At 59.5% G+C, this 14858-nt stretch carries 12 protein-coding genes; 7 read left to right on the top strand and 5 right to left on the bottom strand.

What is annotated here, in order from left to right; all coding sequences use genetic code 11:
* Positions 1–35: 35 nt before the first annotated feature.
* The 3 genes from D3M70_RS20280 to D3M70_RS20290 form a co-directional block, all read right to left on the bottom strand.
* Positions 36–695 (bottom strand): response regulator transcription factor, encoded by a 660-nt coding sequence (locus tag D3M70_RS20280; RefSeq protein ID WP_120127468.1) that lies wholly within the window; start codon positions 693–695, stop codon positions 36–38.
* Positions 692–1582 (bottom strand): sensor histidine kinase, encoded by an 891-nt coding sequence (locus D3M70_RS20285; protein WP_120127469.1) that lies wholly within the window; start codon positions 1580–1582, stop codon positions 692–694. The genes D3M70_RS20280 and D3M70_RS20285 overlap by 4 nt, the downstream gene beginning before the upstream one ends.
* Before the next feature lie 481 nt (positions 1583–2063).
* Positions 2064–2567: a hypothetical protein gene (locus D3M70_RS20290; protein ID WP_256659937.1), complete on the bottom strand. Its 504-nt coding sequence runs from the start codon at positions 2565–2567 to the stop codon at positions 2064–2066.
* 532 nt (positions 2568–3099) lie between these two features.
* Here D3M70_RS20290 and D3M70_RS20300 point away from each other — a divergent pair.
* Positions 3100–4026, top strand: a complete 927-nt coding sequence (locus D3M70_RS20300) for a chemotaxis protein CheV (RefSeq protein ID WP_120127471.1) — start codon at positions 3100–3102, stop codon at positions 4024–4026.
* A gap of 120 nt (positions 4027–4146) precedes the next feature.
* Positions 4147–4956, top strand: a complete 810-nt coding sequence (locus tag D3M70_RS20305; RefSeq protein ID WP_120127472.1) for an MOSC domain-containing protein — start codon at positions 4147–4149, stop codon at positions 4954–4956.
* A 68-nt stretch (positions 4957–5024) separates the two neighbouring features.
* Here the strand turns inward: D3M70_RS20305 and D3M70_RS20310 are convergent, their stop codons facing one another.
* Positions 5025–6953, bottom strand: coding sequence for a transglycosylase SLT domain-containing protein (locus D3M70_RS20310; RefSeq protein WP_120127473.1), 1929 nt, complete (start codon positions 6951–6953; stop codon positions 5025–5027).
* A 598-nt stretch (positions 6954–7551) separates the two neighbouring features.
* Between D3M70_RS20310 and D3M70_RS20315 the strand changes: the two genes are divergently transcribed.
* Complete coding sequence (locus D3M70_RS20315) at positions 7552–9468, top strand: ATP-binding cassette domain-containing protein (RefSeq protein ID WP_120127496.1); 1917 nt, start codon at positions 7552–7554, stop codon at positions 9466–9468.
* Positions 9469–9556: 88 nt separating this feature from the next.
* Here D3M70_RS20315 and D3M70_RS20320 read toward each other — a convergent pair whose 3' ends face one another.
* Entirely contained in the window at positions 9557–10000 is a 444-nt protein-coding gene (locus D3M70_RS20320) for a universal stress protein (RefSeq protein WP_120127474.1), read from the bottom strand.
* Positions 10001–10110: 110 nt separating this feature from the next.
* On the opposite strand from D3M70_RS20320, the gene D3M70_RS20325 reads away from it, so the two are divergent.
* The 4 genes from D3M70_RS20325 (at position 10111) to D3M70_RS20345 (ending at position 14825) form a co-directional block, all read left to right on the top strand.
* Positions 10111–10548 (top strand): hypothetical protein, encoded by a 438-nt coding sequence (locus D3M70_RS20325; RefSeq protein WP_120127475.1) that lies wholly within the window; start codon positions 10111–10113, stop codon positions 10546–10548.
* Between the two features lie 590 nt (positions 10549–11138).
* Positions 11139–13313 (top strand): fatty acid oxidation complex subunit alpha FadB, encoded by a 2175-nt coding sequence (gene fadB / locus D3M70_RS20335; protein WP_120127497.1) that lies wholly within the window; start codon positions 11139–11141, stop codon positions 13311–13313.
* On the top strand, positions 13310–14485 hold the full coding sequence (gene fadA / locus D3M70_RS20340; RefSeq protein WP_120127477.1) for an acetyl-CoA C-acyltransferase FadA: 1176 nt from the start codon (positions 13310–13312) through the stop codon (positions 14483–14485). The genes fadB and fadA overlap by 4 nt, the downstream gene beginning before the upstream one ends.
* A 103-nt stretch (positions 14486–14588) precedes the next feature.
* On the top strand, positions 14589–14825 hold the full coding sequence (locus tag D3M70_RS20345) for a DUF1653 domain-containing protein (protein ID WP_120127478.1): 237 nt from the start codon (positions 14589–14591) through the stop codon (positions 14823–14825).
* Positions 14826–14858 lie beyond the last annotated feature (33 nt).

A 14858-nucleotide genomic window follows, 5' to 3' on the forward strand; every position in this document is an offset into this window, starting at 1 on the left:
CGGCGCTTACAAACGTTTGCGCGTTGCGGCGAACGTCAATCGTCGAGGCTGATGATCTGCTCTCTGACGCAGAACAGCACCAGGCCCGCCACGTCATAGATCTGCAGACGCTTCATGATCTGCGCGCGGTGGGTCTCGACCGTCTTGACGCTCAGGTTCAGGCCGTTGGCGATTTCCCGGGTCGATTTGCCTCGCACAATCAGCCGCAGGATCTCCAGTTGTCGTGCGGTGAGATTGTGGTTTTCTGCCGGATCGACCTTGTTCGATTGCGCACTGACCAGCGCCTGATTGATCACCGTGTGGGCGATGGCGGGACTGAGGTAGCGTTCACCGTTACGCAGCGCCTCGAGCGCCTGTTCGATCTCGGTTCCGGTGGCGTCCTTGAGCAGATAACCATGGGCGCCGCCTTCCAGGGCCCGCATGATCAGCTGTGGCTCGGTGTGCATCGACAGGATCAGCACTTTGCTTTGGGGCAGGGCCTTGTGCAGCCGTTCGAGCGCATCCAGGCCGTTGCTGTGCTTCATTGAAATGTCGAGCAGGATGATGTCGGGCTTGAGGTCCAGGGTCATCTCCAGCAGTTGCTCGCCGTCGGCGGCTTCACCGATGACTTGATAGCCGGGGATGTCGGACACCAGCGCGCGAACCCCTGCGCGGATCAGGGCGTGGTCATCGACCAGAAGAAGATTGCAGATCATGAGTGGTTGTTAATCTCGGCGCGTTCACGGGCACGGGGTGCCCAAGGGAACAGGGCTTGAATATGTGTACCACGGCCGGGCTCGCTTTCCACGGTCAGATGTCCGCCAAGCAAGTTTGCTCGCTCCATCATTCCGGCCATGCCCCGTTGACCTTGGCGGGCCGGATCGCTGGCGGGTGAAAACCCCAGTCCGTCGTCCGACACGCTCAGCGACAGCCCTTCGGGACGGCGTTGAATGCGCACCCGCAGATTCTTCGCCTGGGCGTGACGCAGCATGTTGGTGACCGCCTCCTGCGTGATGCGAAAGGCCGCGACGGCCATTTCTTCGGGGACGCCGGCCAGGCGCTGCTGGCACTCCAGACTCCAGAGAATCGGCGTGTCGGCCAGGGTGCGCAACAGGTGCGCGCGCAGACTGGCTTCCAGGCCCAGACTCGCCAGCTGCCGGGGGTTGAGGATGGCAGAGACGTCCCGGACCTTGGCCAGCGTCTCGTCGAGAATGCTGTTGAGCATGATGCAGTGGGGGTGCAGGTCTTCCGGCGCTCGACGCTGCAACCAGTCGCTCTGCAGCTTGGCCGCTGTCAGCATCTGGCCGATATCGTCATGCAGTTCGCGACTCAGCCGATGGCGCTCGGTTTCCTGCACCTGCAGCATGTGATCGGCCAGTTCCTGGGGCTGAAACTGGATGGTGCGATCGGGACGGCTGATGCAATACCAGATCGCCAGGAATGCCACCCCGTTGAGCAGGCCAAGTGTAAGGGGCAGGTCTGCGCCGAAGACTGACGCGACGGCATTGATTGCAGTCGCTGCCAGACAGAGTGTCGTGAGCCATCGAATTGTTCTTTTCGAACTCGTAGGCCTTGAGGTGGAGGTCTTGTTGCTGCCATGCATAGCGGATGAAGCCATCGGATTAGTGTTGCGGATACCTGAGCGGGAAGTCTCAGGCCACTTAAGGCGCTCGACAGAGCGGCACGCATCTGCTCACCTTTTGCGTGTGTACAAAAACCAGGGGGTCGACTTTCAGCAAGAATAACGTGTCCGCAGACTGTCCAGTTTCATTCGCGGCGCCGATCTTACCTTAATTGCCAGCGTTATTAAGCGCCAAGTGTAAATAACCACGGCGATATATTTGTCTGAACAGTCAGGATTTATAGATGGAACCATCGTGCTAATTAGCGACGAAGTTTCCGCGTCTTGCCACATTCAAGTTTCCCAGCGCTGGAACTTGAGCCTGCCGTTTGCAAAGTTGCGATGCAACAGGCAGTGGAGGGCATGTCGTGTTTGATGACGCTCGCGTCTCAGGAGGCCGGATCTGTCGTTTTCAGGCACGTCCCTGGCGCCGATCGGAATCGGCGGGACGCAGGCGCGGGCGTCAGAGGGTACTGGAACGATCGGCGCGTTCGGTCTGGGCGGGTTCCGGATGGGCAAGCTTGACCGGCCATTGCACTGCGACGGGGTGGCTGCTCTCTACCTTGCCTATTCCGCAGCAGCAACCGAATTGCTCCAGCAACGCGTGTTGCTCGGTGTCATCGAGTGGCAGCAGGCCGGTGACCGGATCGATCAGCTCTACTTGCCATGAGAGAAGCGACAGACACTGACGCAAGACCACCAACGCAGTGGGCTGCAAGCGGCCGGCCGCGCTCGCGAAATAGAGCAGGTAGCGCAATTGCCGGGCGAGTCCGGCGACCGGTTTCACAGAGGCGGCATCCGCCATGCCGGCGATCCGTTGCAAGGTTGCGAGCAGACATTCGATGGCGTCCTTGTCATCGCTGATCAGTTCCAGATGACTCAGACATTCTTCCGCGCGGGTCACGAGATGTTCGGTGTCACTGAGAAAATCACCGTGCAGCTGATGCCATTCATTGCCGTTCAGCATGTGAAATCTCCACTCTTCATGGATTTCAATCCAAGGTCGCAGGGGGCGAGTGGCCCGAAGTTAATGTCGAGGGCAATGAAAAGTCTGTAGGGCGTTTCTGATTGTTGTGATTCGGTTGCTGCCGACGAGACATGGTCGTGCGTAATGACCGTCACAGTGTGCAGATAGCCGTCCATCTTCACTGGTTTGACGGGGGGATCGGGGGATTCCACGAGCGCGACCACGTAACTGACTCCATTCATTCAATGAGAATGGCGTCACATTAATGGCAATTAGAAACCGCGAACATCAGGTTTGCCCTGATTGTCGTTAGGGATTACCCCTAGGGGGCAGGCTAAGTCACTTCACATGAGCAGGCATGGCGTCACTGTCCGCCCGCTATCTCAGTGTTTCGGGATACCCGGCAGTAAATCATGATGTTAATGTGATATCAATTATGCCGCGAGGCATTTTAATCGACATTAAGGTCTGCAACGGCGCTGCCGATAACGGGTAGGCGGACTTACTTGAAACCCTGCTCCAGGAGCAACAGATGGCTGGCATTCTCGACACGGTAGACCAACGTACACAGCTGGTGGGTGAGAACCGCCTGGAAATTCTCATGTTTCGCCTGGCCGGTCGACAATTGTTCGCGATCAACGTATTCAAGGTTCAGGAAGTGCTGCAACTGCCCAAGCTGACCCTGATGCCGCAGCGTCATCCGTTCGTCTGTGGCGTGGTGAACTTGCGCGGCCAGACCCTGCCGGTGATCGACCTGTCCCAGGCCATTGGCATGCGCCCGTTGGTGCCGGGGCCATCGAGCACCATCATCGTCACCGAATACAATCGCTCGGTTCAGGCGTTTCTGGTGGGTGGAGTCGACCGCATCGTCAACATGAACTGGGAAGCGATTCTGCCGCCGCCGAGCAGTGCAGGGCGTCAGCACTACCTGACGGCGATCAGCAAGGTCGACGACCAGTTGGTCGAAATCATCGACGTCGAGAAAGTGCTCGCCGAAATCGTGCCCTACAGCGCCAAGGTGTCCCGCGACAAACTGGATGATCCGGTCCTGGAGCGTGCACGCGGGCGTGAAGTGCTCCTCGTCGACGACTCCAATGTGGCGCTTTCGCAGTTGCGCGACACGCTTTCACAGTTGGGCGTGAAGATGCATGTCGCCAGCGATGGCCTCAAAGCGCTGAACATGCTCAAGGGCTGGGCGGACAGCGGCGACGTGATGACCGACAAGCTGCTGATGGTCTTCACCGATGCCGAAATGCCGGAAATGGACGGCTATCGCCTGACCACCGAAATTCGCAACGACCCGCGGCTGCGCGGTCTTTATGTGGTGCTGCACACGTCATTGTCCGGGAGTTTCAACGAATCGATGGTCAAGAAAGTCGGTTGCGACAACTTCCTCTCCAAATTCCAGCCGGACAAGCTGGTGGATGTGGTCCGCGAGCGTCTGATGCTCGACAACTGACCCTGCCAGGTTTCCAGCCCCTTGCTGTATGGAGGGGCTTTTTTGTATCTGTACCGATTCTTTGCGCGTTCCCTCGTATAGAGTGATGGCTTTGCGCTCTATCACTCCAAGGACGCGTTCATGTTGCAGCTCAGTGCGTTGTATCGCTACCCCCTCAAATCCTGCAAGGCCGAACCTCTGCAACAGGCCAGCTTCGACGAGCTTGGGCTGAGCGGGGATCGACGCTGGATGCTGGTCGATGAGACCAATGGCCGTTTCTTCACCCAGCGTGCCTTGCCACGGATGACGCAGCTTTCCGTGCTGTGGAACGCCAGCGGCGGCGTGACGCTCGCGGCGCCCGGCCTCCAGGCGCTGGATGTGCCGGTGCCTGAGGATCTGGAGGCGAACCTGCGCGGTGTCACGGTCTGGCACGACTCCTTGCGCGTACCGGATGCCGGCGACGAAGCGGCCCGCTGGGTCAGTGAATTCATCGGCAAGCCGACGCGCATGGTCCACGTCCCCAAGGAGCGCGCCCGGTGGTTGCCGTCCGGTTATGGCGCCATCGACGACAGAGTGGCTTTCGCCGATGGCTTTCCGCTGCTGTTGATCGGTCAGGCCTCGCTGGACGATCTGTCGGCGAAAATCGGTCGCCCTCAGGAGATGCTGCGCTTCCGCCCGAATCTGGTTGTTGAAGGGGCAGAGGCGTTTGCTGAAGATGGCTGGAAGCGAATCCGTATCGGCGACGTCGAGTTCCGTCTGCTCAAAGGCTGTTCGCGTTGCATTCTGACCACCATCGACCCGGCCACGGGTGAGCGCAGTGAAGATCGCGAGCCGCTGAACACCCTCAAGACCTACCGTGAGAAAGAAGGCGACGTCTGGTTCGGCCAGAATATGGTCAACGATGGACCGGGGACGCTGGAAGTGGGGATGAAAATCGAAGTGCTGGAGTAAATTTCCTCTCACCATGAAAAAGGGGCGAATCACACTGCTGTGGTCCGCCCCTTTTTCATGCCTGCTGGTTACATGTCGTCGAAGAACCGCTCATGCCAGTCCACCAACGGCTGTGGGGCGTTGAGCTTCTGTCCGTAAATGACCGCGTACGACAACACGTTCTGCACGTACTGGCGCGTTTCGTCGAACGGAATGCTTTCGACCCAGACGTCGAACGACAGGTGGTTGGCGCCTCTGAGCCATTGACGTACACGGCCCGGCCCGGCGTTGTAAGCGGCCGACGCCAGCACCCGGTTGCCGTTGAACTGCGCATGGACCTGGCTCAGGTACGCCGCGCCGAGCTGGATGTTCTTGTCCGGGTCCAGCACCTGGGCGGGGGAGGCCAGCGGAATACTGAACTTGCGCGCGGTTTCCTTCGCCGTGGCCGGCATCAATTGCATCAGTCCGCTGGCGCCGACGCCTGAGCGAGCATCGTCCATGAAGGCGCTCTCCTGACGGGTGATGGCGAACACCCAACTGGAGTGCAAGCCACGGATCTGCGCCTCGCGGACCAGCGTATCGCGGTGGGCCATGGGGAAGCGGATGTCCAGGTCATCCCAATACTGCGCCTGGCTGATGGTGCGAATGGCCGGGAAATACCAGCGCATGTCGTAGGCCAGCTTGGCCTGGGCGACCATTTCGTCTCGGGTGAAGCGACGGGTTACGTGATACCACTCGCGGCGCCCGTTCACGACTTCGCCACGGTCGTAGAACTCCAGCGCACGGCGCACGCCCGGCGTATTGCGAACCTTGTTGATCGTCGCCTGGCTGAGCATCAGTGGCTTGTTGTTGAGCATATACGGCGTCTGCGTGCGGTCAGCCGCAAGGAATCCGTAGAAATCACGCTCCTTCGAGACGGCTTTGTACAGCGTCGGCAACTGCGGATTGTTGGGCTGCGACAGCTCCAGAGCACGGGCTTGCCAGTATTTCCAGCGGTTGGTGGTGGCCAGATCCTGGGGCAGGCGACGGGTCAGCTCATACGCGTCATTCCAGCGGCCCAGACGCAGCAGCAGGCGCAACCGCCATTCGGTGACGGTGTTGTCGCGCAGGTCCGGATCGTATTTGGTCATCACCTCAAGGGCGCGGCCATCGTAGCTGCGCGCCAGGGTCAGGCCGATTTCCTTGGCGATCTGCACCTGTTCTTCATGGGAGAAATGCAGCACCGGGGAATAGCTGTCGAGCAGTTCCATGGCCCGCTGAGGGTCCTGCTTGGCCAGCCGTCGCAGACCCAGGCCAACCACGTCGGACATGGCCTCATCGGCGGGCATGAACTGGCCCTGGTTGTTGACCATCTCGGGCTTCTGCGCCACGGCGATCAGCAACCGGCCCTGGGGGGCGAGCGTGGTCATGCTGTTGACCAGTTGATTGGCCAGCGCATAGTTGCGCGCCTGGGCCGCAAGTTTGGCGCGCTGCCAGCGTTTCTGCTCGGTCAACTGGCCTTCCACCGCCCATTGGGTGAAAAAGGTGTCGCAGGCGGTCGGCAGGGTTTTGCCCGTCATCCAGATCTTTTCGGCGTTGGCATAGCCTTCCGCCCGCTGGTTGTGGCTCAGTTGGTAGGCGCCGTACAGGCAGTCGAGTTCGACGAAGTTGAGTTTGGGGTCGTAATACTTGACGAACGGTTGCCAGTCTCCACGGGAGGCCAGCAGGCGCAGCCAGCGCAATTTCATGTAATTGGCTTGCGGCAGGTCGCCATGCTCGGCAAAGAATTTTTCGACTTCCTCATTGCTCGCCGTATTGAGGCGGGCAGTCAGTTCGTCGTAGGCCAGATACGGTTCCAGCGGATAGTCGGCCAACGCCGCGCCGTACATGCGATACGGGCCGGCATCGCCCTTGGCCAGCGCGCGTTTGGCTTGATCGTAGTATTGGCGTTGGGTAGTGATATCGACCGCTTGGACGGACTGGGCGGCGGTGGCCGACAGAAGCAGGCAGGACAAAAGGCTGAACAAACGACTGCGCATGAGACTTCCGTGCAGATGAGCGGTGAAAAGTGCCGCTAGCTTAGCCTTTTGCCAGCGAGGGTTGAAGCACTGGGTTGAATGCAGTCACAGATGGAAACAAACGGTTGCATCTGGATTAGGCTTTTTTGGTGAGGCGGCGGTGTGCTAGTCCAGTATTAGTGGGGTTGCTCCACCCTTGCCCTTGCCCTTGCCCTTGCCCTTGCCCTGGCTTCTAAGCGCGCGACAGTCCAGACGACACACATCGCGACTTGGGTGCAGGCTGAACGCAGGCGTCGCGCAGTGGGCTGAGCGGCATGGATGCCGCGAGAGCCGCCCCCGCCATGGATGGCGGATGGCGGCGGGCCCACGGAGCGTCGCCGAAGTGAAGGTACCCGACGAAGTCGGGCCCAACCAGGAGCCAGGACACTTGGTTACTTGGTGTCCTTTCAAGTAACCCGCCGAAGGCGGAACGCTTCTGCCGTTAGGCAGAACAAAATATCAGCGCCACCGCAAATCTCGGATATTCACCAACTCCCAATCCCGCCGACCCCCTGTCATCGAATACCCACATCAATCAGGTATCTCAGGTAGAATGCGCGCCCGGTTTTTGGAGAAGCTCATGACCCTGCTCAAATTCACCGATGTGTCCCTTGCGTTCGGCGCCATGCCGTTGTTGGACAAGGTGTCCTGGCAGATCGCCCGTGGAGAGCGGGTCTGCATCATCGGTCGCAATGGCACCGGTAAATCCAGCATGTTGAAGCTGGTCAAGGGCGTTCAACTGCCCGATGACGGCAGCGTCTGGCGTGCCCCCGGTCTGAAGATCGGCGAGTTGCCCCAGGAATTGCCTGTGGCCGATGGCCGCACCGTGTTCGACGTGGTCGCTGAAGGCCTCGATGGCGTCGGCGCGTTGCTGGCCGAGTACCACCACCTGAGCCAGAACATCGTCACTGCCGAAGACCTCGACAAGCTGATGCATGTGCAGTCGGACCTCGAAGCCCGTGATGGCTGGCGCCTGCAGCAACTGGTCGACAGCACCCTGAGCCGCCTGCAACTCCCGGCCGACAAGACCCTCGCCGAGTTGTCCGGCGGCTGGCGTCGTCGCGTGCTGCTGGCCCAGGCCCTGGTGTCCGAGCCTGATCTGCTGCTGCTCGACGAACCGACCAACCACCTGGACATCGGCGCCATCGCCTGGCTCGAAGAAGCGCTGAAAGAATTCCAGGGCGCGGTGCTGTTCATTACCCACGACCGTTCCTTCCTGCAAAACCTCGCGACCCGCATTCTCGAGCTGGACCGCGGTGGCCTGATCGACTGGAACGGCGACTACGCCAGCTTTCTGGTGCACAAGGAAGCGATGCTGGCGGCCGAAGAAACCGCCAACGCGCTGTTCGACAAGCGTCTGGCTCAGGAAGAAGTCTGGATTCGTCAGGGCATCAAGGCCCGCCGTACCCGTAACGAAGGCCGTGTACGTGCCCTCAAGGCCCTGCGCGTAGAACGCAGCGAGCGTCGCGAGCGTACCGGCAAGGCCAACATCCAGCTCGACACCGCCGACAAGTCCGGCAAACAAGTCATGGTGCTGGAGAACGTCAGCTTCGCTCATCCGGGCGGTCCGACGTTGATCAAGGATTTCTCGATGGTCCTGCAGCGCGAAGACCGCATCGGCCTGCTCGGCGCCAACGGTACCGGTAAGACCACGCTGCTCAAGCTGATGCTCGACAACCTGCAGCCCACCAGCGGCACGGTGGAAGTCGGTACGCGTCTGGATGTGGCTTATTTCGACCAGTTGCGTCACCAGCTCGATCTGGAAAAGACCGTCATCGACAACGTCGCCGAAGGCCGCGACTTCATCGACATCGACGGCCAGAGCCGCCATGTGCTCAGCTATCTGGGTGACTTCCTGTTCAGCCCGCAACGTGCCCGCACCCCGGTCAAGGCGCTTTCCGGTGGCGAGCGCGCGCGTCTGCTGCTCGCCAAGTTGTTCAGTAAGCCGGCCAACTTGCTGGTCCTCGACGAACCGACCAACGACCTCGACGTCGAGACCCTCGAACTGCTCGAAGAGGTCCTGCTGACCTTCAAGGGCACCGTGCTGATGGTCAGCCACGACCGGGCCTTCCTCGACAACGTAGTGACCAGTACCCTGGTCTTCGAAGGCGAGGGCAAGGTGCGTGAGTTCGTCGGCGGTTACCAGGACTGGCTGCGTCAGGGCGGTTCGCCGCGTCTGCTGGGCGTGACCGAAAGTAAGTCCGGAAAGGCCGACCTGAATTCTGCGATCGTCGAAACGGCCGCAGCACCTGCTCCTGTGCAAGAAGCTCCGGCCGCGAAAAAGAAACTCAGCTATAAACTTCAGCGCGAGCTTGAAGCGCTGCCGGGCGAGATCGAGGCGAAGGAGCAGCAGATCGCCAAGGTCGAGGCTGACATCGCCAACCCTGGCTTCTATCAGCGTCCAGCAGCAGAAACCGCCAAGGTGCTTGCTTCGCTGGAGCAGTTGAATAGAGAGCTGGATGTGCTGGTCGAACGTTGGGCCGAGCTGGACGAGTAATTCGCCAGCGCTCCCTGACAAAAAAGCCCGAGCCCCCTTAAAGGGGCCGGGCTTTTGTTTTGCTGCAGCGGTGACGGTGACAGCGGTCTTATTCGGCGCGTTTGACCAGGCGCACTGCCAGCACGTCGCAAGGCGCACCATGCAGCACATCATTGGCAGTGGAGCCCAGTAGCAGCGAAAGACCGTGGCGGCCGTGGCTGCCGACAACGATCAGGTCAACCTTGTGCTCCTTGGCCAGCGTGTGGATTTCCTGGCGCGGTTGGCCATAGGTGAGGTGGCTGTCGCCGGTTTTGACCTCCGGGTACTTGCGTTTGAGATTCTCGAGTTTTTCCTTGGCCTGATCGAACTGTTGTTGCTGCAGTTGCGACAGATCCATTGGCACGTCGCCGCCGAAGGCCATGGCCATCGGTTCGACGATGTGCACCAGCGATAGCTTGGCGTTGCTGGCCAGGGCCAGATTCATGGCCTTTTTTATAACGGGATCGCACTCTTCAGTGAGGTCCACGGCTACCAGAATATGTTCATAGGACATGGGATGTTCCTTCTGAGGTCTGCGATGGTTTTGATTATGGCTCTTTTCACGCGCCTCATGGCACGCCTTCGTGTTTTGTCCGCTGCTCCCCGCAGCAGGGGCATACACATATGACGGTGTGGATAGTGCTGTCAATCGTTGCGGTCGTTTTGAGCCCGTTGGTGTGGTTGCGTCCCTCGCGCTCCCAGAGTGGCCGGATGGCGATGCGCATGGAGGCCCGCCGCATGGGGCTGGCGATGCAGTTGATTCCGCAGGACTGGCCGCACTGGCTGCCGGTAGAGCCGCCTAGTCCTTGTGCGCAGTACCATCGGCCACGCAGTGCCCGAGAGCCCGACACCTGGGTGTACTGGCAGATGACGCCCGGAAACTGGGTCAATCAGTGGCGTGAGCCTTGTGAGGATGCACGGTTGCTCCCGCATCTCCAGGCGTTGCCCGCTGATGTCTACAAGGTCGAGGCAGGCAAGCAGTTGATCGCGCTGTATTGGGCGGAGCGGGGTGAAACAGAAGTGTTGCAGCGGATTGCGACAGTGCTCAGGGCGCTCGCGTGACGAGAACGCAGCTCACTGCGGTAAATCGCAGGCATTAAAAAGCCCGATAACAACATCGGGCTGGGGTTGGCCAGGCAGGCCGATAATTCGTGTTGCCTCGCGGTGCAATACCGCAAAAGACGTCCAACTTCGCTTCACACTCTTGCGACGAAAAAAGAAAAACGACCCGTCTTGATGCGCAGTGCAATGAATGTAGACCTAATTGGTGCATTTGTCTGCCGCGGATCCAATTATTTTTCGATATTCATGAGCCGGTCATCGCTTCCCCCGTTTATCGATGCAACCGCCGGTTCAACGTCATCATTTCGCTGAATGCCTGCTGATCACATGTGTCTTTTACCTGCAATTTGCCGGTTTTGTCCGCTGTCGGGCGAATTGACAATTGCTGGAATATGGCCGAAGGTAGGCGCACCCAAATCAAACGGGCGTATGAATTGAGTGTTTGCCGTAGGAATGCTCTTACAGACGCCCGAATCGCGTAGACGGGGTGCCTGGCGTTTGGTGTTCTTATCGACGGAAACGTCGTGTTTTTCGCCGGATTTCAGCGTCTGACGCGCATTGTTCAGCTTCCATATCGTGGAGATCAGTTGATGATTTACGAAGGTAAAGCCATCACGGTTAAGGCTCTTGAAAGTGGCATCGTCGAATTGAAATTCGACCTCAAGGGTGAGTCCGTCAACAAGTTCAACCGCCTCACCCTCAACGACCTGCGCCAGGCTGTAGAAGCCATCAAGGCTGACGGCTCGATCAAGGGCGTCATCGTCACCAGTGGCAAGGACGTCTTCATCGTCGGCGCCGACATCACCGAATTCGTCGATAACTTCAAGCTGCCAGACGCCGAACTGGTCGCAGGCAACCTTGAAGCGAACAAAATCTTCAGTGACTTCGAAGACCTGAATGTCCCCACCCTGGCCGCCATCAATGGCATCGCGCTGGGCGGCGGGCTGGAAATGTGTCTGGCTGCCGACTTCCGCGTGATGTCCGCCACTGCCAAGATCGGCCTGCCCGAAGTCAAGCTGGGTATCTATCCGGGCTTTGGCGGCACCGTGCGTCTGCCACGTCTGGTTGGCGTCGATAACGCGGTCGAGTGGATTGCCTCCGGCAAGGACAATCGCGCTGAGGATGCCCTGAAAGTGGGCGCGGTGGATGCGGTCGTCGCGCCCGAGAAACTTCAGGAAGCAGCGCTGGACCTGATCAAGCGCGCCATTTCCGGCGAGTTCGATTTCAAGGCCAAGCGTCAACCGAAGCTGGACAAGCTCAAGCTCAACGCCATCGAGCAGATGATGGCTTTCGAAACCGCCAAGGGTTTCGTGGCAGGCCAGGCGGGTCCGAACTACCCGGCTCCGGTCGAAGCGATCAAGACCATCCAGAAGGCTGCCAATTTCGGTCGTGACAAGGCGCTGGAAGTCGAGGCCGCCGGTTTCGTCAAAATGGCCAAGACATCGGCCGCCGAGAGCTTGATCGGCCTGTTCCTGAACGATCAGGAACTGAAAAAGAAAGCCAAGATCTACGACGAAGTTGCCAGAGACGTGAAGCAGGCTGCGGTGTTGGGCGCCGGTATCATGGGCGGCGGCATCGCCTATCAGTCGGCGGTCAAAGGCACGCCGATCCTGATGAAAGACATTCGCGAAGAAGCCATCGAACTGGGCCTGAACGAAGCATCCAAGCTGCTGGGCAAGCGTGTTGAAAAGGGCCGTCTGACCCCGGCGAAAATGGCCGAAGCGCTGAATGCGATTCGTCCGACGCTGTCCTACGGCGACTTCGGCAATGTCGACCTGGTGGTCGAAGCCGTCGTCGAGAACCCGAAGGTCAAGCAGGCGGTGTTGTCCGAAGTGGAAGGGCAGGTCAGCGAAGACACCATTCTGGCGTCCAACACGTCGACCATCTCCATCAGCTTGCTGGCCAAGGCCCTCAAGCGTCCGGAAAACTTCGCCGGCATGCACTTCTTCAACCCGGTGCACATGATGCCGCTGGTCGAAGTCATCCGTGGCGAGAAGTCCAGTGAAGTCGCGGTCGCAACCACCGTCGCCTACGCCAAGAAAATGGGCAAGAACCCGATCGTGGTCAACGACTGCCCGGGCTTCCTGGTCAACCGCATCCTGTTCCCGTACTTCGGCGGGTTCGCCAAGCTGGTCAGCGCCGGTGTGGACTTCGTGCGCATTGACAAAGTCATGGAAAAGTTCGGCTGGCCGATGGGCCCGGCGTACCTGATGGACGTGGTCGGTATCGACACCGGTCACCATGGCCGTGACGTGATGGCCGAGGGCTTCCCGGACCGCATGAAGGACGACCGTCGTTCGGCCGTCGACGCACTGTACGAAGCCAATCGGCTGGGCCAGAAGAACGGCAAGGGCTTCTACGTCTACGAGACCGACAAGAAGGGCAAGCCGAAGAAGGTCGTCGACGCGTCCGTGCTGGAAGTGCTCAAGCCGGTTATCTACGAGCAGCGTGAAGTCACTGATGAAGACATCATCAACTGGATGATGATCCCGCTGTGCCTGGAAACTGTACGCTGCCTGGAAGACGGTATCGTCGACACCGCGGCCGAGGCGGACATGGGCCTGATCTACGGCATCGGTTTCCCTCCGTTCCGTGGTGGTGCGCTGCGTTACATCGACTCGATCGGTGTGGCTGAATTCGTTGCCCTGGCTGACCAATACGCTGATCTGGGCGCTTTGTACCACCCCACTGCGAAGCTGCGTGAAATGGCCAGGACCGGCCAGCGCTTCTTCGGCTTAGTGCCCAACGAACAGGTGAAAATATGAGCTTGAATCCGAGAGACGTCGTGATTGTCGACTTCGGTCGTACTCCGATGGGCCGCTCCAAGGGTGGCATGCACCGCAATACTCGCGCCGAAGACATGTCGGCGCACCTGATCAGCAAGCTGCTGGAACGCAACAGCAAGGTCGACCCGGCGGAAGTCGAGGACGTGATCTGGGGCTGCGTCAACCAGACGCTGGAGCAGGGCTGGAACATCGCGCGCATGGCGTCGCTGATGACCCAGATCCCGCACACCTCCGCGGCCCAGACCGTGAGCCGCCTCTGCGGTTCGTCGATGAGTGCGCTGCACACCGCTGCCCAGGCGATCATGAGCAACAACGGTGACGTTTTTGTCATCGGTGGTGTCGAACACATGGGTCACGTCGGCATGATGCACGGTGTCGATCCTAACCCGCACATGTCGCTGTACGCGGCAAAGGCGTCGGGCATGATGGGTCTGACCGCGGAAATGCTCGGCAAGATGCATGGCATCACCCGGGAAGCGCAGGATGCATTCGGCGTGCGTTCGCACCGTCTGGCGCATCAGGCGACCGTCGAAGGCAACTTCAGGGACGAAATCATCCCGATGCAAGGGTATGACGAGAACGGTTTCCTGAAGATGTTCGACTACGACGAGACCATCCGTCCGGAGACCACTCTGGAAAGCCTGGCGGCCTTGAAACCTGCGTTCAATCCCAAAGGTGGTACCGTGACAGCGGGTACGTCTTCGCAGATCACGGACGGTGCTTCCTGCATGATCGTCATGTCGGGCCAGCGTGCGATGGATCTGGGTATTCAGCCGATGGCGGTCATTCGTTCCATGGCTGTGGCCGGTGTCGATCCTGCGATCATGGGTTACGGCCCGGTCCCAGCGACGCAGAAAGCCCTCAAGCGCGCGGGTTTGGGCATCAATGACATCGACTTCTTCGAACTCAACGAAGCCTTCGCTGCTCAAGCACTGCCTGTGCTGAAAGATTTGAAAGTGCTCGACAAGATGGATCAGAAGGTTAACCTGCACGGCGGCGCCATCGCCCTGGGTCATCCGTTCGGTTGCTCGGGAGCCCGTATTTCCGGCACATTGCTCAATGTCATGAAGCAAAAGGGCGGCACCCTGGGTGTTGCAACCATGTGCATTGGCCTTGGTCAGGGCATTACCACCGTCTTCGAACGCGTCTGATCGTCGACAGTGTGCGAGCCGGGGCCTGGTGCCCCGGCTTTTGTTTTTCTTCAGAAACGATTTTTGAAAATTTTTTTTCGCGTCAATCCGTGAGGTCCGCAGCATGCAGTTGAAGCCAGGGCTCTACCGTCATTACAAAGGCCCCGAATACCGTGTTTTCGGTGTCGCGAAGCATTCGGAGACCGAAGAAGAGGTCGTGTTCTATCAGGCGTTGTACGGCGAATACGGGCTGTGGGTACGCCCTTTGAGCATGTTCCTGGAGTCGGTCGAGGTTGACGGGGAGCAAGTGCCGCGCTTTGCTTTGGTCCAGGCTGAACCTGACCTTTTTTCAAGGTCGTGAGGCGAGACCTTGCAGTAGCCTGTGCTTGACCTC

This window comes from Pseudomonas sp. LS-2 (genome assembly GCF_003605735.1).
Taxonomy (GTDB): Bacteria; Pseudomonadota; Gammaproteobacteria; order Pseudomonadales; family Pseudomonadaceae; genus Aquipseudomonas.